This is a genomic window from Aliamphritea hakodatensis (assembly GCF_024347195.1).
In the GTDB taxonomy this organism is placed as follows: Bacteria; Pseudomonadota; Gammaproteobacteria; order Pseudomonadales; family Balneatricaceae; genus Amphritea; species Amphritea hakodatensis.
In genome coordinates, this window is record NZ_AP025281.1 from 1,926,518 (window position 1) to 1,945,689 (window position 19,172).

17 protein-coding genes and 1 pseudogene are annotated in these 19,172 nt (G+C 51.9%); 11 read left to right on the plus strand and 7 right to left on the minus strand.

Annotated features, from left to right (window positions below; genetic code table 11):
• Positions 1-241, minus strand: a pseudogene (gene nhaB / locus PCI15_RS08795) (sodium/proton antiporter); the annotation flags it as partial.
• Positions 242-449: 208 nt separating this feature from the next.
• Between nhaB and nudC the strand changes: the two are divergent.
• Entirely contained in the window at positions 450-1,229 is a 780-nt protein-coding gene (nudC, locus tag PCI15_RS08800; protein ID WP_271273956.1) for an NAD(+) diphosphatase, read from the plus strand.
• A 48-nt stretch (positions 1,230-1,277) separates the two neighbouring features.
• On the opposite strand, the gene PCI15_RS08805 is transcribed toward nudC, so the two are convergent.
• Positions 1,278-1,601 carry an SCP2 sterol-binding domain-containing protein gene (locus tag PCI15_RS08805; protein ID WP_205655748.1) on the minus strand — a complete coding sequence of 108 codons (324 nt, stop codon included), beginning with the start codon at positions 1,599-1,601 and terminating at the stop codon, positions 1,278-1,280.
• A 97-nt stretch (positions 1,602-1,698) separates the two neighbouring features.
• Here PCI15_RS08805 and sohB point away from each other — a divergent pair, with 97 nt between their 5' ends.
• The 6 genes from sohB to PCI15_RS08835 all read left to right on the plus strand — a co-directional run bounded on the left by sohB (position 1,699) and on the right by PCI15_RS08835 (position 7,029).
• On the plus strand, positions 1,699-2,766 hold the full coding sequence (gene sohB / locus PCI15_RS08810) for a protease SohB (RefSeq protein ID WP_271273957.1): 1,068 nt from the start codon (positions 1,699-1,701) through the stop codon (positions 2,764-2,766).
• Between the two features lie 117 nt (positions 2,767-2,883).
• Positions 2,884-3,543, plus strand: a complete 660-nt coding sequence (locus PCI15_RS08815) for a TetR/AcrR family transcriptional regulator (RefSeq protein ID WP_271273958.1) — start codon at positions 2,884-2,886, stop codon at positions 3,541-3,543.
• A 1-nt stretch (position 3,544) separates the two neighbouring features.
• A complete protein-coding gene (locus PCI15_RS08820; RefSeq protein ID WP_271273959.1) occupies positions 3,545-4,024 on the plus strand; it encodes a L,D-transpeptidase in 480 nt (159 codons plus the stop codon).
• Between the two features lie 110 nt (positions 4,025-4,134).
• Entirely contained in the window at positions 4,135-5,151 is a 1,017-nt protein-coding gene (nagZ, locus tag PCI15_RS08825) for a beta-N-acetylhexosaminidase (protein ID WP_271273960.1), read from the plus strand.
• Between the two features lie 35 nt (positions 5,152-5,186).
• The gene (locus tag PCI15_RS08830; RefSeq protein WP_271273961.1) at positions 5,187-6,296 is read left to right on the plus strand and encodes a mechanosensitive ion channel family protein; all 1,110 of its coding nucleotides are present in this window, start codon (positions 5,187-5,189) and stop codon (positions 6,294-6,296) included.
• 205 nt (positions 6,297-6,501) lie between these two features.
• Entirely contained in the window at positions 6,502-7,029 is a 528-nt protein-coding gene (locus PCI15_RS08835) for a hypothetical protein (protein WP_271273962.1), read from the plus strand.
• 62 nt (positions 7,030-7,091) lie between these two features.
• Here the strand turns inward: PCI15_RS08835 and yddG are convergent, their stop codons facing one another.
• The 5 genes from yddG to mfd all read right to left on the minus strand — a co-directional run bounded on the left by yddG (position 7,092) and on the right by mfd (position 13,781).
• Positions 7,092-7,979: an aromatic amino acid exporter YddG gene (yddG, locus tag PCI15_RS08840; protein WP_271273963.1), complete on the minus strand. Its 888-nt coding sequence runs from the start codon at positions 7,977-7,979 to the stop codon at positions 7,092-7,094.
• Between the two features lie 97 nt (positions 7,980-8,076).
• A complete protein-coding gene (locus tag PCI15_RS08845) occupies positions 8,077-8,850 on the minus strand; it encodes a helix-turn-helix domain-containing protein (RefSeq protein ID WP_271273964.1) in 774 nt (257 codons plus the stop codon).
• Between the two features lie 45 nt (positions 8,851-8,895).
• Positions 8,896-9,453: a gamma-glutamylcyclotransferase family protein gene (locus tag PCI15_RS08850; protein WP_271273965.1), complete on the minus strand. Its 558-nt coding sequence runs from the start codon at positions 9,451-9,453 to the stop codon at positions 8,896-8,898.
• 135 nt (positions 9,454-9,588) lie between these two features.
• Positions 9,589-10,338: a CsiV family protein gene (locus PCI15_RS08855; RefSeq protein ID WP_271273966.1), complete on the minus strand. Its 750-nt coding sequence runs from the start codon at positions 10,336-10,338 to the stop codon at positions 9,589-9,591.
• Positions 10,335-13,781 carry a transcription-repair coupling factor gene (gene mfd, locus PCI15_RS08860; protein ID WP_271273967.1) on the minus strand — a complete coding sequence of 1,149 codons (3,447 nt, stop codon included), beginning with the start codon at positions 13,779-13,781 and terminating at the stop codon, positions 10,335-10,337. Before mfd ends, PCI15_RS08855 begins: the two co-directional genes overlap by 4 nt.
• A gap of 299 nt (positions 13,782-14,080) precedes the next feature.
• On the opposite strand from mfd, the gene PCI15_RS08865 reads away from it, so the two are divergent.
• The 4 genes from PCI15_RS08865 (at position 14,081) to PCI15_RS08880 (ending at position 19,171) form a co-directional block, all read left to right on the plus strand.
• Entirely contained in the window at positions 14,081-15,529 is a 1,449-nt protein-coding gene (locus tag PCI15_RS08865; RefSeq protein WP_271273968.1) for a glyceraldehyde-3-phosphate dehydrogenase, read from the plus strand.
• 330 nt (positions 15,530-15,859) lie between these two features.
• The gene (locus PCI15_RS08870; RefSeq protein WP_271273969.1) at positions 15,860-17,191 is read left to right on the plus strand and encodes a Na(+)-translocating NADH-quinone reductase subunit A; all 1,332 of its coding nucleotides are present in this window, start codon (positions 15,860-15,862) and stop codon (positions 17,189-17,191) included.
• Between the two features lie 2 nt (positions 17,192-17,193).
• On the plus strand, positions 17,194-18,399 hold the full coding sequence (locus tag PCI15_RS08875; protein ID WP_271273970.1) for an NADH:ubiquinone reductase (Na(+)-transporting) subunit B: 1,206 nt from the start codon (positions 17,194-17,196) through the stop codon (positions 18,397-18,399).
• On the plus strand, positions 18,392-19,171 hold the full coding sequence (locus PCI15_RS08880) for a Na(+)-translocating NADH-quinone reductase subunit C (RefSeq protein ID WP_271273971.1): 780 nt from the start codon (positions 18,392-18,394) through the stop codon (positions 19,169-19,171). The genes PCI15_RS08875 and PCI15_RS08880 overlap by 8 nt, the downstream gene beginning before the upstream one ends.
• Position 19,172 lies beyond the last annotated feature (1 nt).

Genomic DNA, 19,172 nt, shown 5'->3' on the forward strand with positions numbered 1-19,172 from the left:
TCAGATGAAAGCCGTTATGTTCAGGAAATCCGCGCTGCCCATGACGATGGTGTATGGCAATGCCATCCAGACCATCTTGCTGTAAGGCCGGCGGATTAACGGAGCCACTGCTGACGTTAGCAGGAACAGGAAGGCAGCCGGTCGGAACACCTGGAATGTTGGTGCCGGTGTTAATGGCAATCGCCAGCTTGTCAAAGTGTTCAAGGGTGATCGTACCGGCATCCAGTGCAGCAGCAACTTCCTTCTCCTTTGCTTTTATTCCTTAAAAACGCTGTCGCTGCCGGTTGAACGTTCCTGTTCTGACGTTAGAGAAAACCGCACTGGTTGTTTCAGCACTGTTCACCGGTCGCGGGTGATAAAGCCAGGCTGACGGTGGAGCGGAATTAGACATTATCTGCCGTTTCCGCTTTTATATTGCCTAACTTTTGTTTTTTCAGGGATTAGTCAAGATGCCGACTACCGAATTTGTGTATGTTCTGAACAATATGGTGCTGACCGATACCGCAGGCCGCTGGTTATTTTCCGAAAGTTTTGTGGCGCCGGATAAGATACGGGCTGTTTATGAGCTTTCCTTAGAGCCGGAATACCCGGTTCAGATGCTGGTTGTGGACTCTCTGAGTAACGGCTTGCAGAATGATGTACTGACTCTCAGGCAAATGCTCGCCGGTGCCGACGACCGGATATTCCAGTTGCTGGCAAGGGCGTCGCAGTTGGCAACCTGGCAGCATGATCACCGTTTCTGTCCCCGTTGCGGTACCGGCCTGAGACCCCACGAGAAAGATCTGGCCAAACAGTGTGACAGTTGCGGGCTTGTACAGTATCCGCGGTTATCGCCCTGTGTGATTATGCTGGTGAGTGACGGTGATTACTGTTTACTGGGCCACGGTCATAACTTTGTGCCCGGTGTTTACAGTACGCTGGCGGGATTTATTGAAGTGGGAGAAACCGCTGAAGCGGCCGTTGCCCGGGAGGTATTTGAGGAAACCGGCATCCGGGTTAAAAATGTGCGGTACTTTTCCAGCCAGCCCTGGCCGTTTCCCCACTCTCTGATGCTGGGATTCACCGCTGAATATGCCAGCGGGGATATCTGTATTCAGCCGGAAGAGCTGGCCGATGCCCGCTGGTTTCATGTGGATGAATTGCCGGATTTGCCCACGCGATTTTCTATATCCCGCTTTCTGATTAATGACTTCATTCGTTCCAGAGGCCGTGTTCCACCAGCAGAGTAAGGTTGCCGGCGGGTTTCAGGTCTATACTGGTGGTGTGTTTGTATTAAATCAGCGTTTAAAAAGCTTACTGAGTTTAGTGGCCAGCATGATGTTGCCTTCGGCACGCAAACTGCCCTTCAGGTACGCACTCATACCATCGGTTTCACCGTTGACGATACGAATAAATGTTTCGCTGTTGGTGATGAGGGTGATATCCGGGTCGTCATGTTCGCCCCGTAATGCCTGACACTGCTGGTTGGCTATATCCAGATAAAAGTCTTCAGCGTCATCAAGAATGAACTGATAGCAGGCACTGAATCCTGCGGCATTTTCAGGGCAAAAACGGCTGGCAAATTTGTCAATCACCTGGCTGACGCTGATTGTATCGGACATCGGTTAGCTTCACTGTAATTAAAATCGAATAGCAGAGGGGGCTATGGTACATTAGCGGCGCTTATTTTTCTTTGTTTCGATGCTGCGGGAGATGACTGTGGTCGATTTTTTTGCCAATTACGGTTTGTTTTTAGCTAAGTCAGTGACGGTTGTTGCTGCGATTATTGTAGTGATTGCCGGAATAGCTGCCTTAAGCAGCCGTAATAAGAGCAGTGCAGAAGGGGTGCTGAACATAGACAGCCTGAATGACACCCTGGAAGATATGGAAGATGCCCTGCGAGAAGCCGTGCTGGACAGTGACCTGTATAAGGCACAGCAGAAAGCAGAGAAAAAGAAACTGAAACAGGAAGCCAAGGCCCGCAAAAAAGCACTTAAAAAAGGCGAATCACCGGAAGAGGAAGATCGCCGACGGGTATTTGTAATTGACTTTGATGGCGACATTAAAGCCTCTGAGCTGGAGCCGATGCGGGAAGAAATTACCGCTATACTGACGCTGGCAACCGAGAAGGATGAAGTGGTTGTGCGGTTGGAAAGCCCCGGCGGTATGGTGCATACCTACGGTCTGGCTGCTTCACAGCTCGAGCGTATTAAACGCCAGGGTGTGCCACTGACAGTCTGTGTGGACAAAGTGGCTGCCAGCGGAGGTTATATGATGGCCTGTCTGGCAGATAAAATTATTGCCGCGCCTTTCGCCATTCTGGGCTCGATCGGTGTGGTGGCACAGTTACCGAACTTCCACCGGTTACTGAAAAAGTACGATGTGGATTATGAAGTACTGACAGCCGGTGAGTACAAGCGCACCATGACCGTGTTAGGTGAGAATACTGACAAGGGCCGTGAGAAGTTTATTGAGGATCTGGAAGATACGCACCTGTTGTTTAAAGAATTCGTCGGTGAATTCCGGCCTCAGGTAGACCTTGAAAAAGTGGCTACCGGTGAAGTCTGGTTTGGGCGGCGCTCGCTGGACGTGAAACTGGTTGATGAGCTGCAGACCAGTGATGAATATCTGATTGCCGCCTGTCAGGATGCAGATGTGTTTACAGTCCGGTATGAATATAAGAAGAACCTGCAGGAGCGTTTGTCGGATATGTCGATTAAAACAGCAGATTCTTTACTGGTTCGCTGGCTGGGAAGGCTGACCAATGTTAGGCTTTTAGCTAAGTAACCATTTTGGTTAAGAAAAACAGGGAATAGTGGTAACAGCGTTATACTTTTATCCTGTTTGTTTGAAACAATGCAAAGGAACTGTAACAGGAAATGATTTTAGTCATAGGGGTTGTTGATGCGTCAATCTGCAACAGCACGAAAAATTTTAGTAGCAGCAGAAGCGTTATTCGCTGAGCAGGGTTTTACCGAAACAACCATGCGTCAGATTACCAGTGCAGCAAATGTGAATCTGGCAGCTGTTAATTACCATTTCGGATCCAAGAAAGGTCTGATAACCGCCGTCGCAGATAAGTATCTTACCCCGCTGGCTGCCAGCCTCAGTGAGGGCATTGAGCAGCAATTGGCTGATAATCCTGATAACACCATTATGCTGGATGATCTGCTGGAAATGCTGATGCGGATCCTGCTGAAGCTGGGTAAGTCTCAGCAGTATGCTTTACCGGTGTTTATGCGGTTGCTTGAACTGCTGTATATGAAGAACCAGGAAGAGCTGCGTGATGATGTGGTTGAGCGTTACGGGCAGCACTTTGTGGGCTTTATTAACCTGCTAAAGCGTGACGCTGCCGTGATGGACGACAGTGAGTTTTTCTGGCGTCTGCACTTCTTGCTGGGTTCTGTTGTCTTTACCCTGTCTAATTTCCAAACTCTGGTTGCCATCGAGATGCGTGAATATGAACGCACCGCTGAGATTGAGAAAACCCTGCACCGGATGATTCCTGTGCTGGTTGCCGGTTTCAGTGCCCGGGCAGACAGCGCGCCTTTTACCCGTATCTGATATGAAGCTCAGTGTATCCGTTGCTATGCAGACCATGGGGTTGTATAGCGACACCGGCACATTACTGGCTGAGTATCCTGTGTCTACCGCGCTGAACGGTGTCGGTGAAATGAAAAACACCGGTCAGACACCCAGAGGCGCACATTATATCCGGGCCAAGATCGGTGAAGGTTTGCCTGATAATGCCGTGATGGTTGGCCGCCGTTTTACCCGGGAGCTGTATACGCCGGAGCTGGCTGAAAGCTTTCCCGGCCGAGACTGGATACTGGGCCGTATTCTCTGGTTGTGTGGTTGCGAGCCGGGAAAAAACCGGCTTGGTGATGTCGATACCATGCAGCGCTATATTTATATCCACGGCACCCCTGATACTGAACCTATGGGCGTTCCGTTGTCCCATGGTTGTATCCGGATGCGTTGTGCTGATGTGGTTGAACTCTTCTCAAAAGTGCCTTCCGGTACCCCGGTAAATATCCTTGAATAACAGCTGTTAAGCGGTTCTTGCTTTGTTAGTATGCTGTTTTGAATCTGTGTCTTTTCCGGGCTGTCCAAGCTGCCCGGTACGCATTATCTGAGTGAAAAAGAGAGAGTTATATGTCTGGTTGTTTAATGCTTGATGTTGAAGGTCTGAGCCTGACCGATGAAGATCGTCAGTTGCTGAAAGACCCGCAGGTAGGCGGTCTGATTCTGTTTGCCCGTAACTTTGAATCATGTGAGCAGCTGGATGCACTGGTGCAGGATATTCGTCGCTGTAATCCTGAAATTCTGGTTGCGGTGGATCAGGAAGGTGGCCGGGTACAGCGTTTCCGGGACGGTTTTATCCGCATTCCGCCGATGGGTAAGCTGGGTAAGGTATATGCAACCGAGCCGGAGCGTGCCTGTGAAATGGCTGAGCAACTGGGCTGGCTGATGGCCAGTGAGCTGCTGGTATACGGTGTGGATATCAGTTTTGCACCGGTTCTTGATCTGGACTTTGGGCGCAGTGAAGTGATCGGTGACCGTGCTTTTGCAGCCTCGAAGGAGGATGTGACAGCGCTGAGTACGGCGTTCATAGCCGGTATGCACGCTGCAGGCATGGCGGCAACAGGTAAGCATTTTCCGGGTCATGGCTGGGTGGTGGCTGATTCCCATCACGAAATCCCCCGGGATGAGCGGGGGATGGCTGAAATTGACAGCCAGGATATGGCTGTTTTCCGGTCGCTGGCTGCAACAGGGCTTGATGCGGTCATGCCGGCCCATGTTATCTATTCTCAGGTTGATCAGCAACCGGCCGGTTTTTCTGAGCACTGGCTGCAGCAGGTTTTACGCACTGACCTTAACTTTGATGGCGTTATTTTCAGTGATGACCTGACCATGGAAGGTGCCAGTGTAGCTGGCGATTATCGCCAGCGGGCAGAGCGGGCGCTGCAGGCCGGCTGCGACATGTTGCTGGTGTGTAATGACCGGGCGGCGGCGCTGCAGGTGCTGGATTACCTCAATGATATTGAACATCAGGGCTCTGAACGGATTGCCCGAATGCTGGCCCGACAGAAACCTGCGCAAGAAGCTCTGCGTGCGGATCCCCGCTGGCAGGCTGCATTGCAGACGGCAAGGTTACTGATGGAAAGCTAAGCCTGAGAATACAGTGAGTCATGATGGAGAATAAGATGATCGCGTTTGAGCAGTGGTGGCAAAACCTGATTGCTGGCCATGTTGATAACAGCTGGATTGTGGTTGTTTTCAGTATCGTGTTTCTCACTATGCTGGCCAACTTTTTCTCCAACCGGATGTTTAACCGTCTGGCGGAACAGCTGGCGAAAACCCGTAATATCTGGGATGACATTTTGCTGCTGGCTGCCAGAAAGCCGGTTGCGCTGATGATCTGGGTGATCGGTGGCAGCTGGGCGCTGAATGTGGTGGATCGCAGTACCGGTTCCGATTTTATGAGCGTTGCAGATCCTGCCCGGCGGGTGCTGGTGATCGTGACGATTGCCTGGTTTCTGATTCGTTTTATTCGTCGGGCAGAAATTGCGCTGGTCAGCCCTGAAAAAACCAGTAAGCCTATGGACCAGACAACCGTCGGCGCCATGGGGAAGTTGTTACGGGCATCTATTTTTGTAACCTCTGCGCTGGTTGTGTTGCAGAGCTTCGGCTACAGCATTTCAGGGGTGCTGGCGTTTGGTGGTATCGGTGGTCTGGCGATAGGCTTTGCCGCCAAGGATCTGCTGGCGAATTTCTTTGGCGGGCTGATGATCTATCTGGACCGGCCATTCAAGGTGGGGGACTGGATACGGTCTCCTGATCAGGAAATAGAAGGTACGGTTGAGGATATTGGCTGGCGTCAGACCTGTATCCGTACGTTTGATAAGCGGCCGCTGTACGTACCGAATGCCACGTTTACCAGTATTTCTGTAGAGAACCCTTCCCGGATGACTAACCGGCGTATCTATGAAAATATTGGCCTGCGCTATGAAGATGCCCCTAAGGTGGCAGCCGTGATCTCGGATGTTAAAGCAATGCTGCAACAGCATCCGGACATTGATGCTAACCAGACGCTGATTGTGAACCTGAACAGCTTTGGTGCTTCATCGCTGGATTTCTTTATTTATACCTTTACCCGCACAACTGACTGGGTTCAGTACCATGAAATTAAACAGGATGTACTGAGCCGGGTGATTGATATTGTTCAGTCTCATGAGGCGGATTTTGCGTTTCCGACGCAAACGGTGCATCTGCCGGATGCAGTGCGCCTGGCCAGTGAAGAACGGCCGGCATAAAGCGGATGATCTGATTCGGTTTTAACTGAGTCAGGTCAGGGGTATTCAGGCCGGTTGAATATTAAAATACCCTTATGTACATTGATGTTGTGGATGCGGGCAGTGCCGTTATTCGCACAGGCAGGTTTTCCTGCAGGCATTGTGGGTACATAAAGCCGCTTTTAGTTAAGTGGTTCTCCGGTTTATAGTCATACAGGGATGTGATATGGCGAAGTATGGGGGCATAGGATTGCCCAGGCAAATGCAGGTTAAGCGCAGATATAACCTGGTTGAAATCTCTTACAGCTGGTTCCGGCTGAGCAATATTTTTATAACTGTTCTGGCGGTCGGTGTCTCTTATGGGGGCGGTTTCTTTGCGGATATTCCGCTGTTAATCCGTCTTTGTCTGGCGGTGATTCTGACGTATATAGCCATTGCCGGCTGGATTAATAAAACCAGAATACGGATCACCGATAAGCATATTTCAGTCAGTCATTCTCCGCTTCACTGGATGGGGGCGAAGGTGGTCGATACCTGCGGTATCACACGGCTATACAGCCAGAAGAAGGAGTTTGTGTCTACCAACGGCTATTCAATTTTCTTTGCGGTGTTTGCCGTGCCTGAAAACGGAGAGGACATTAAGCTGGTTGGAGGGTTTACCGAAAAGCAGCAGGCTTTGTTCGTACAGCAGGAAATTGAAAAATATCTGGGAATTGATACTGAAGACTGGCTGGTGCGAAAGATGCTTGAATAGAATGTTGCAGGAGGCCGGCAGGCTTCAGTGGGGCACGGCCGGCGCTTGTATGAATGGTAGGATCAGGTACTGAGTGTGCGTTTTGTGGGTTTTTTGCCAATACCGGCGATCAGTGATCCGGCAACAATTGTCAGGCTGGCAACTGCAAGCGTCCAACTGGTATCTGCCAGGCCGGCAGCGACCAGTAGCAGGGTAGAAATCAGGGGGGCGGCGTATGCCAGTACGCCGAGCAACTGAAGGTTTCCCCGTTTGATACCATAGTCCCATGTGAAGAATGCAATGCCCACCGGGCCAATTCCCAGACCGATAATGCCCGCCCACTGGGTAGTTTTTTCGGGCCAGACAGTGGTTTCCAGTGCAAGATGGCAAATCAGTGCCAGCAGGGAGGTTCCCGCGCAAAACCAGGCAACGGTATCGGTGGATACCTGGCTGATCAGCCGGCTCAGTACGGAGTAGCCTGACCAGATAAAGGCGCAGCTTATTGCCAGTAAATAGCCATTGATGTAACGGCTTTCAAAACCGCTTTCAGGTTTGCTGATCAGCAACCAGCAGCCCAGCAGTGCCAGCAGTGCACCGCAGATATGTTTCAGTGTCAGTGATTCCCCGGGCAGAAGGCCGGCCAGCAAAACGATTAGCAGTGGCCACAGATAGGCGAGCAGGCTGACTTCGACGGCCGGTGCCAGTTGCATCGCGCTGAAAAAGCAAAAGTGATAACCGAAATAACCGCTAATTCCCAGCAGCCATACCCTTTTAGGGTGTTTCAGGTGTCGCAGGCCGAGGTGACCCTGAAAGATAAACCGGCTGAGCATAAGCAGGAAGGCGATTGCAAAGCTCATCGCCATCAGCTGAAAAGGTGGAATCAGGCCGTCAGTCAGCCGGGTGAATAGGGCGAGCGTCCCCCAGAGCAGAATTGCACTGAAGCCAATCAGTGTGGCCTGGCGTTGTTTCATAGCATTACCTGATGTGCGTGATTGAATGCTGTCAGTCTACGTGGCGAGTGCTGTTGACGCTTTGCCGTGACGGCGGAAAACTTTGCTGCGATGGTGTTTATTCACTGTGTTGACGAAAGTAGCGGGGTGAGTGGCCAAAATGTTTACGGAAACGGTCGCTGAATGCCGCCAGATTCCGGTAACCGACCTTGTCTGCAATGATTTGCACCGGTTCCTGCGAATTGCTTAACAGCAGCCAGGCGGTCTGCATGCGTTTTTCCAGTAAGTACTGTTGCGGCGTCATGCCTGTCCGGGCTTTAAATATCTGGCCCAGCTGCCGGGGGCTGAGGTTTGCTGTTGATGCCAGTTGCCGGGCGGTAATGGCTTCAGCGTAATGGTTATCTATATAGCGTTTAACCGCAGTGACCCGGGCGTCCGGGTTGCTGTCTGTATCGGTGAAGCGTTCGTTCAGCAGTTGGACCAGTAACAGTAGCATTTGCTGCTGGCTGGAAGGTTGTTGTGTTTGCTGGCCGGTCATCTGGCTGTGCAGGAACTGTACGTAGTGGCTGAGGCTGTCATCCAGCTCAATGAACGCAGGCAGTTGTTCAAGTTGTCGGGCAAGGGAGTAGGGAATATCCGCGACCAGAAAGCGGTTGCTGCCTTGTGCGGCAAATTCATGTACGGCGCCGGCGGCAATAATGGCACCTTTACAGTTGTCTACCAGGCCGCCGGTGTTGCCAATCTGAATGTCCAGATTGCCGGCTACGGGTAACACCAGTTGATGATAGTCATGGCTGTGGGATTCAGTGTCGGTGGTGTAGCTGCGTAAATCCAGCTGTAAGCCTGTCAGTGCGCCGGTGTCTATGGTGGCAGGTTGTTCTTTATTATCCATAAGGGCGTTATACCTTAACCCCCTTATGGCAGGCAACCGGCAGCTTTAAAAGCTTTCTTCCAGGCGGTCTTCAGGGGTGTGGCTGTCTATCAGAGTATTGTCTGTCGGCAGTGATTTCCGTGCCTGATTTTCTTTTACCAGCTGTTGCCAGATGACATCGGCTTCATCGATGGTCATGGTGCCGTACAGTGCCATATAGCGCTGACACATGCCCATGAATAACGGTTTTTCATCCCGCTGCCAGCAGGTCAGGTTCCACTCAGGCGTATTGGCTTCAATGGGTTCTGAGCGGTTATAAATGGCGGTAATCAGTGAGCCGTCAGTCAGTTCCGCCTGCAGTTCTCCAAACCCGTATTCATCCCCTTCGTAGAAATTAATCCGGTCAAAATCGGTCTCAGTCAGTCCGTATATGACTTCGCCGGTGGCGAAGTGGCCGGGGCTGGATTTAAGCAGCGGGAAGCTTTCGTTCGGGTAGGTGTGGGTGGCGAAGTCAGCCAGGCGGGCAGGGCACACCATGTCGGGGTCGATCTTACGGCCAAGTACGCAACTGAGAATGTCTTTGTCCAGCAAGCTGCCGTAGATGAATAGCGGATGTGGCTGCATAGTGATACCTGTCTGTAAAGGGTTCAGCCGGACAATTGTACGTGATGATATTTTGAGCAGATAGCCTGATGTCGCAAATGGAACAGTGGGGGCCTTGTCCGCTGACGGGCGTCAGCGGACAGTATCAGGCAAATATCAGTTGCCGGATTCGTAACCGGTGATGTACACCAGAATTCCCATTAGCGGATGATCAATATAATGGACTTCGTCACGGCGCATACGCCGGCCGCCTTCCATCTGGGCGGTCAGGAAGTCCGAGACTATATTGTCAGCCGGGAAGCTGTTAACGACAGTTGTCTCCGGGGTGTCACCGAAAACGGTCGATAATGATTGCGGCTGTTCCGGTGCGGTTAGCGCTTCAGGTGTTGGTTCGTTAAACCGTATCAGCTGCTGGCTCTGAGCTGGCGTCAGTTGCCGGTTAATGAAGAGGTTGTTACGGAAGTGCAGGTAGCGGCCTTTATCAATGGAGATATAGCCATCCAGTTCGTACAGACCGTTGTCCAGAATGCTGCCGCCGGTAATGCGGATTGTGTGCCGTCCTTCAACGCTGCCAACCGGCTGAATCCAGGCTTCATGAAACAGTACGCGATAATCTGCGCTGTTACTCAGTGCGGCCTGTCGGCGGGTCATGCTGAGTGAATTCCGGCCAAGGCGGGTAAAGTAGCCGCTGCCATTTTCCCGGTAGCCGAGGCTGCGGGCATTAGGTACTTGCGGAATGCTGGTGATTTCCGGCCAGGCTTCATCATCCAGTGTGTCAGTTCCCTGATAGCTGAATACCATGACTTCTACTTTGTAGTTCGAAGTGGCTGCCCAGGCCTGGCTGGCAACCAGTGTTAATGTCAGGCTGAGTGGAATGAAAATGTGGCGTAATAAGTTACTTGTCATGATTGTTTGGCCAGTTGTGTAAGCAGTTGTTCTATAAAGTTAAAACGTTGCTCTATTGTATCCATGTTCGAGGTGAACTTGAGCTGACTGGCACCTTCCAGCCGGTACTTTTGTGGGTGTTTCTGTACCATGGTGACCAGTGTAAACGGGTCGACCCGGGTGTCTGCTGCAAACTCAATACGTCCAGTTTCGCTGCCTGCATCAATTTTTACAATACCCAAATTGTCGGCCTGAAGTTTAAGCAAGGTCTGGCGGAACAGATTCTTGCTCTGTTCGGGCAGAATGCCAAAGCGGTCGATCATCTCAATTTGCAGCTCTTTGAGTTCGATGTCGTTGCGGGCGCTGGCAATGCGTTTGTACATAATCAGCCGGGTGTGGACGTCCGGCAGGTAGTCATCGGGAATCAGTGCCGGTAACCGCAGATTGATTTCCACGCCCTGTTTCAGGGGCTGTTCCAGATTCGGGGTCTTGCCTTCTTTGATGGACTCAACCGCCTGTTCCAGCATTTCCATATACAGGGAGAAACCGATGCTCTGGATCTGGCCGCTCTGGCCTTCACCCAACAATTCACCGGCTCCGCGGATTTCCATGTCGTGGGTTGCCAGTGTAAAGCCCGCGCCGAGGTCATGGGCGGATTCGATGGCTTCAAGGCGTTTGTGCGCATCGCTGGTCATGGCTTTCGGGTGCGGGGTCATCAGGTAAGCATATGCCTGATGATGTGAACGCCCGACACGGCCGCGCAGTTGGTGCAGCTGTGCCAGGCCGAATTTATCTGCCCGGTCGATGATGATGGTGTTGGCATTCGGGACGTCGATGCCGGTTTCGATAATGGTGGTGCAGACCAGTACGTTATAGCGTTTGTGGTAAAAGTCAGTCATGACCTGTTCCAGTTCACGTTCACGCATCTGGCCGTGCCCCACGCCAACCCGGGCCTCGGGAATCATGGCGCGGATTTCTTCCGCGGTCTGTTCGATGGTTTTAACTTCGTTATGCAGGTAGTACACCTGTCCGCCGCGCATCAGTTCCCGGAGGATGGCTTCTTTTTTCAGCGGTGTGTCTGCCTGACGCACGAAGGTTTTTACCGACAGGCGTTTCGCCGGTGGCGTGGCAATGATCGACAGGTCGCGGATGCCAGACATTGCCATGTTCAGGGTACGGGGAATTGGCGTGGCGGTCAGCGTCAGGATGTCCACCTGAGAACGCAGTGACTTAAGACGCTCTTTCTGCTGCACACCAAAACGGTGTTCTTCGTCGATAATGACCAGTCCGAGATCAGCGAACTTAATGTCGTTCTGAATAAGTTTATGGGTGCCGATAACAATGTCGATTTTACCCTCTGCCATCTTGTCCAGTACCGCGCTGGTCTGTTTGCCGCTGCGGAAGCGGGAGATCAGTTCTACGTTGACCGGCCAGTCGGCGAAACGGTCTTTAAAGTTTTCGTAGTGCTGCTGGGCCAGCAGGGTGGTGGGGACCAGTACGGCAACCTGCTTGGTGCTTTGTACGGCCATAAATGCAGCCCGCATGGCGACTTCGGTTTTACCAAAACCCACGTCGCCGCATACCAGGCGGTCCATTGGCTGTTTTGCGGTCATGTCTTTGACGACTGACTGAATGGCGTTGGCCTGATCGACAGTTTCTTCGAACGGGAAGGCCGCGCTGAAGCTGGCGTAATGTTCATCCGGCGCGCTGAATCTGAAGCCTTTGCGGGCCGCACGGCGGGCGTAGATGTCGAGCAGTTCGGCGGCGGTGTCGCGGACCTTTTCGGCGGCTTTACGGCGGGCTTTGCTCCACTGTTCGGTGCCCAGGCGGTGCAGCGGGGCCAGGTCATCACCGGCACCGCTGTAGCGGCTGATCAGATGGAGGGAGGCAACCGGCACGTACAGTTTTGATTCATTGGCATATTCCAGCATCAGAAATTCTGACGTCTGGGCATCCAGGTCCAGTGTCACCAGGCCCTGATAGCGGCCCACCCCGTGGTCAATATGAACCACAGGTGAGCCTATGTTGAGTTCTGTCAGGTTACGAATGACCTGATCGGACTGTTCCTGATCCCGGCTGCGGCGTCTGCGTTGGAATACCTGCTGGCCGAACAGTTGGTTTTCGCTGATCAGCTGAAACTTGCCGGGCAGTACCAGTCCTTTTTCAAGGGGATAAATGGTGATACTGACCGAAGCATCTGTGGTTAAAAAGGTATCCAAGCTGTCGGTAACATCAGGTTTGATGTCAATCCGCGCCAGCAGTTCCAGCAGGGCTTCACGGCGGCCGGCGGATTCGGCACAGAACAATACCCGTTCCTGACAGCTGTCGAGGAATGTTTTCAGCTCTGCCAGCGGCTGGTTATGCTGAGCGTTTATCGTCAGGGTTGGCGGCTCAGTGCAGCTCAGGTTATAGCGGCCGGCTTTGGCTGTCAGGTTTTCTTTCTGCAGCTGAACCCGGCGGGCAGGTTTAAGCGTGCTGAACAGATCCTGGCTGGAAAGAAACAGCTGTTGCGGCGGTAAAATCGGCTTTTCAATGTCGTAACGGCGTTCTTCGTAGCGGTTACCCACTTCCTGCCAGAAATGTTCAGCGTGCTGTTCGAGATCATGTTCGGCGATGACCAGGGTGTTGTCTGGCAGATAGTCGAACAGCGTGGCGCTGTCACCAAAAAACAGGGGGTGGTAGTACTCAATCCCTGGCGGTGTAATCCCTGCGCTGACGTCCGTATAGGTAGGGCAGCGTTTATAGTCTACATCAAAGGTTTCCCGCCAGTGCTGTTTAAAAGCTCTGATGGCGTCGGTATCAAACGGGAATTCTTTGGCTGGCAGCAGGCGAATGCTGTCGACTTTATCGAGGGAACGCTGGGTTTCCGGGTCAAAGGTGCGCAGTGTGTCAATTTCATCATCGAACAGGTCGATCCGGTAAGGCAGCTGGCTACCCATAGGGAAGATGTCAATGATCGAACCGCGGATAGTGAACTCACCGTGTTCATAGACGTTATCGCTTTGCCGGTAACCTGCGTCGGTAAGCTGGAGGCGCATTTTGTCGGTGTCCAGCGTCTGGCCGGTATCAAGCATCAGTACGTTGCCCGCAAGAAAGCGCGGCGGGGCAATCCGGTGCATCAGGGTGCTCAGCGGGACAATTAGAACGCCTTTCTTTTGCCGGGGCAGGCTGTACAGGGTGCTGATACGCTGGGAAATAATATCCTGGTGCGGGGAAAAGCTGTCATAGGGCAGGGTTTCCCAGTCGGCGAACAGCAGCGGTGCCGGTGTGTTCTGCGGGCTGAAAAAGCTGATTTCGCTTTCCAGCCGGGTGGCGGTATCGGTGTCGTTGGTGATGCACAGCAGTAAACCGTCATGCTGGCGGGCGATATCGGCAATGAATAATCCACGGGCGCTGCCATGAAGGGCGCCTATGCGGCGGATATCGCCATCTTTTTCCGGTAGCTGGTATTCTGCGGCAAACACGTGCACTGATGTCCTGTTAAATCTGCTAAAAGGCTGCTTATGTTACGGTGGAATTCCGAAATGTACATATGTTGTTGTCAGCGTAGCGGAAAAGCTTTGTATTTTTACTACAAAAACTGCGAATAATGTTTTTTTGCCGGGGTTTCATCAGAGTTGGTCAATTATGACAAGTCTACCTTTTGGCGAGAAAAATTCCCGATTGGCATTTGCCCGCAGCCTGAGAAAAGAGGATAATGCCGGCCAGCAAACATTGCTGCTATTTTGACTACTTTCTATATTGCCTATTTTTGGAGCAAGCCGTGAGCCAAGAACAAGTGTTAGCTGACTGGAAAGGTCGCGAAGCATTAGCTGAAGAGATGATCCCGCTGATCGGGCGTCTGTACCGTGATAAAAACATTGAATCGTCTGTGTACGGTCGCCTGCTGATTAAGCGTTCAGTCGTGAATGTGTTGAAGGCCCACCGTTTTGTACGTCAGGTTGAAGATCAGGAACTGTCTGTTTTTGATACTTTCCCGGTACTGCAGGCACTGGATAAGATGGATGTAAACAGCGCTCACGTTGACGTGGGTAAGCTGGCTGTTAAATTCCGTAAGGAAGGTAACGGTGCATCTCTGGAAGACTTCCTGGCTGAAGAGCTGGCTCCGGTAATCGGTGGTGAAGCGTCTCAGGGTACTGATGTTGTCCTGTACGGTTTTGGCCGTATCGGCCGTCTGCTGGCGCGTTTGCTGATCGAACGTACCGGTGGTGGTCAGTCGCTGCGTTTGCGTGCAATTGTGGTACGTAAAGGTAAGGCTGCCAAGGATCTTGAGAAGCGTGCCAGCCTGCTGCGCCGTGACTCTGTACACGGTTCTTTCCGCGGAACTATCCGTGTAGATGAAGAAAATCAGGCGATCATTGCTAATGGCAATATGATCAAGGTTATCTACTCTGACGGTCCTGATCAGGTTGATTACACCGCGCATGGGATTAACAATGCGCTGGTACTGGATAACACCGGTATCTGGCGTGATAAAGACGGCCTGTCTCTGCACCTGAAATCCAAGGGTGTTGCCAAGGTTGCTCTGACTGCACCGGGTAAAGGCGTTAAGAATATCGTTATGGGTGTTAACCACGGCGATATCGAAGACAGCGATACTGTACTGTCTGCGGCGTCCTGCACCACTAACGCAATCTCTCCTGTCCTGAAGGCGATCGATGCTGAGTACGGCGTAACCAACGGTCACGTTGAGACTGTTCACGCGTACACCAACGATCAGAACCTGATTGATAACTATCATAAAGGTGACCGTCGTGGCCGTGCTGCCGGTCTGAACATGGTTATCACTGAGACCGGTGCGGCGAAGGCTGTATCCAAGGCGCTGCCACAGCTGGAAGGTAAGCTGACCGGTAATGCGATCCGTGTTCCTACGCCAAACGTTTCAATGGCGATTCTGAACCTGAACCTGGATAAAGAGACTGATAAAGAAACGCTGAACGCGTTCCTGCGTCATCAGGCGCTGCACTCTCCACTGCAGAAGCAGATCGACTACAGCAACTCTCCGGAAGCGGTATCCAGTGATTTCGTTGGCTCCCGTGCAGCCGGTGTTGTTGATTCTCTGGCGACCATTGCTGAAGGTAACCGTTGCGTACTGTATGTTTGGTACGATAACGAGTTCGGTTACAGCTGTCAGGTTATTCGCATGGCGCACCGTATGGCTCAGTGCACTTTGCCGGCCTTCCCTAAGGCAACCCGTCACACTGACGCTTAATTGTCTAAAAAATAAACGAAAAACCGCCTGTTTGGGCGGTTTTTTTTGGTTTTTTTCTTATATGTCTTTTTGGAATAAGCCTATTCCTTATTGATATATGAGAGTTACTCATTTCTTGATCTAAAACCGGCGTTTATCGGACGGTTTTGTAGAAAATTTACCGCCTGAACCTTATACTAGACCAGTTTTAAGGTTGGGATAGCTCCACCTGAATTCAGAGCCTGGCATATGGCTATTTTTTTGCCTGAAAAGTGAACAAATAGTTGTGCGTCAGACCCTTGATGAAGGTCCGGAGTCCTGAAAAATTATAATAGAAATTGGGTGAGGCGGATGATCAAGATCAACAAGGGTCTGGATCTACCTATAACGGGCGCGCCTGAACAGTCTGTATCTGCAGCTGTTGAGGCAAAGACCGTCGCCGTGATCGGCTTCGATTACATAGGTATGAAACCTACGATGCTGGTTAAGGCGGGAGACCGGGTTAAACTCGGTCAAGTGATCTTTACCGACAAAAAAACGGTTGGTGTTAATTACACAGCCCCTGCGGCAGGTGTGGTTAAAGCAATTAATCGTGGTGAGAAAAGGGCTTTGCAGTCTGTTGTGATCGAAGTCGATGGCGATGAAGCTGTAGAGTTTACAAAATACGATGCCAGCCAGTTGGCGTCAGTGACGGCGGAACAGGTTGAAGAAACCCTGGTTGCGTCGGGCCAGTGGACCGCATTACGGACCCGGCCATTCAGTAAAGTACCGGCTCCCGGTACAAAACCATCATCAATCTTTGTGACAGCGATGGATACTAATCCGCTGGCGGCAGATCCTGCCGTGATTATCGCTGAACAGAAAGATGCTTTCAGTCAGGGTCTGACGCTGCTGGGTAAGCTGGCGCAGGTTCACCTGTGTAAAGCATCAGGTGCTGATGTGCCGTCTGCTGATGGTGTTAACGTTGCCGAGTTTTCAGGTGTGCATCCGGCGGGCAATGCCGGTACGCATATTCACTTCCTGGATCCGGCCTCTGAAAAGAAGACTGTCTGGACGATCGGTTACCAGGATGTCATCGCAGTCGGTAAGTTGTTTACCACAGGTAAATTATTTACCGACCGTGTAGTGGCACTGGCGGGACCTCAGGTAAGTGCTCCGACGCTGTTGCGTACCCGTGTGGGCGCAGATCTGGAAGAGCTGACTGCAGGCCGTCTGGTAAGTGGTGATAACCGTGTGATCAGTGGCTCAATCCTGAATGGCCGTAATGCCAGTGGTGCGTTTGCATACCTGGGACGTTATGCCAGCCAGGTATCTGTGTTGCTGGAAGGCCGCGAACGTGAGTTCATGGGCTGGGTTGCACCGGGTAGCGAGAAGTTCTCTGTCCTGAATATGTTTGCTTCGGCGTTATCTAAGGGTAAAAAGTTTGCGTTCACCACAACCACTAACGGTTCGGAACGTGCAATGCTGCCTGTTGGTCAGTTTGAAGAACTGATGCCGCTGGATATCCTGCCAACTCAGCTGCTGCGTGCACTGGTTGTCGGTGATATGGAGAACGCGATTGCGCTGGGTTGTCTGGAGCTGGATGAAGAAGATCTGGCACTGATGACGTTCGCTTGCCCTGGCAAATATGAGTATGGCCCGATCTTGCGGGATAACCTGACAACGATCGAGAAAGAGGGCTGAAGATGAGCTTACGTAATATTCTCGACAAGATGGAACCTCACTTCCATAAAGGCGGCAAGTACGAAAACTGGTACGCCCTTTATGAAGCGGCGGATACTATCTTCTACACGCCGGGTCACGTAACCAAGGCGGCTGCTCACATCCGTGATGCGGTTGACCTTAAGCGTATGATGATTTTGGTATGGATGTGTACTTTCCCGGCTATTTTAATCGGTCTGTACAATGTTGGTCTGCAGGCCAATATGGGTATGGCCGAGCTGGGTATGACCGAAGTTGACGGTTGGCGCGGTGCGATTGCCGGTGCCCTGACCGGATTCGACGCAAACAGTATCTGGGATAACATTATCCACGGTGCGGTTTACTGGTTGCCTATCTATGCGGTTACCTTTGTGGTGGGTGGCTTCTGGGAAGTCCTGTTTGCCATGAAACGTGGCCATGAAGTTAACGAAGGTTTCTTCGTAACATCTATCCTGTTCTCCCTGATTCTGCCAGCGACTATTCCGTTGTGGCAGGTTGCTCTGGGTATTTCTTTCGGTGTTGTTATCGGTAAGGAAGTATTCGGCGGTACAGGTAAAAACTTCCTGAACCCGGCGCTGACCGGCCGTGCGTTCCTGTTCTTTGCATATCCTGCACAGATGTCAGGTGATGCAATCTGGACTGCTGTTGACGGTTTCTCCGGTGCGACCCCTCTGGGTATGGCTGCACTGGGTGGTGTTGACGCGATCATGGCGCAGGGTGTGAGCTGGATGGATGCCTTCCTGGGCTTTATTCCGGGTTCTGTCGGTGAAACCTCTACTCTGGCGATTCTGATTGGTGGTGCAGTTATTCTGTTTGCCCGTATCGCGGCCTGGCGCATTGTTGCCGGTGTCTTCCTGGGTATGGTTGCAACGTCAACGCTGCTGAACGTGATCGGTTCTGATTCGAACCCAATGTTCGCGATGCCTTTCTACTGGCACTTTGTACTGGGTGGTTTTGCCTTCGGTATGATGTTCATGGCAACGGATCCTGTGTCTTCTTCCATGACTAACGTGGGTAAGTGGTACTTTGGTGCGCTGGTTGGCATCATGGTCGTACTGATCCGTGTGGTTAACCCTGCATTCCCGGAAGGTATGATGCTGGCGATTCTGTTCGCTAACCTTTTTGCGCCGCTGATTGATAACTTCGTCATGCAGGCTAACATCAAGCGGAGGATTGCACGCAATGGCTAGTAATAACGATACCATTGGTAAGACGCTTACCGTTGCCGTTTCGCTGTGTGTGGTCTGTTCGATCATCGTATCTGCGGCGGCTGTTATGTTGCGTCCTGCTCAGCAGGCCAACAAAGACCTTGACCGTAAATCCAATATTCTGGCGGCTGCCGGTATTTCTGACAGCAGCAAATCGGTTGATGAGCTGTTTGCACAGATCACCACCCGCATGCTGGATATGGAAACCGGCAAATTCACCGATGCTGTTCAGGCTGACGGTTACGATGCCCGTCAGGCCGCGAAAGATCCGGCTCAGTCTATTCAGCTGACCGCTGATCAGGATATCGCCAGTATTCGCCGTCAGGCCCGCTATATGCCGGTCTACGTGGTTGAAGACCAGGGCGAGATTGAAAAGCTGATCCTGCCGGTTCACGGCTATGGCCTGTGGTCTACACTGTACGGTTTCATCGCCCTTGAAGGTGATCTGAATACTGTTGGTGGGTTTGGCTTCTATGAGCATGCTGAAACACCGGGTCTGGGTGGTGAAGTGGATAATCCTGTCTGGAAGAATCTGTGGCAGGGTAAGTCTGTGTATGCAGAAGGTTCTTACACCCCTAAGCTTGCTGTTATTAAAGGCAAGGTTGGTGCCGGTACCGCTGATGCTGAGTACAAAGTCGACGGACTTTCCGGTGCGACTCTGACCAGCGTAGGTGTGTCGAATCTGGTGCAGTTCTGGATGGGCGAGAATGGTTATGCACCATTCCTGGCTAATCTGAAAGCGGGAGGTGCTTAAG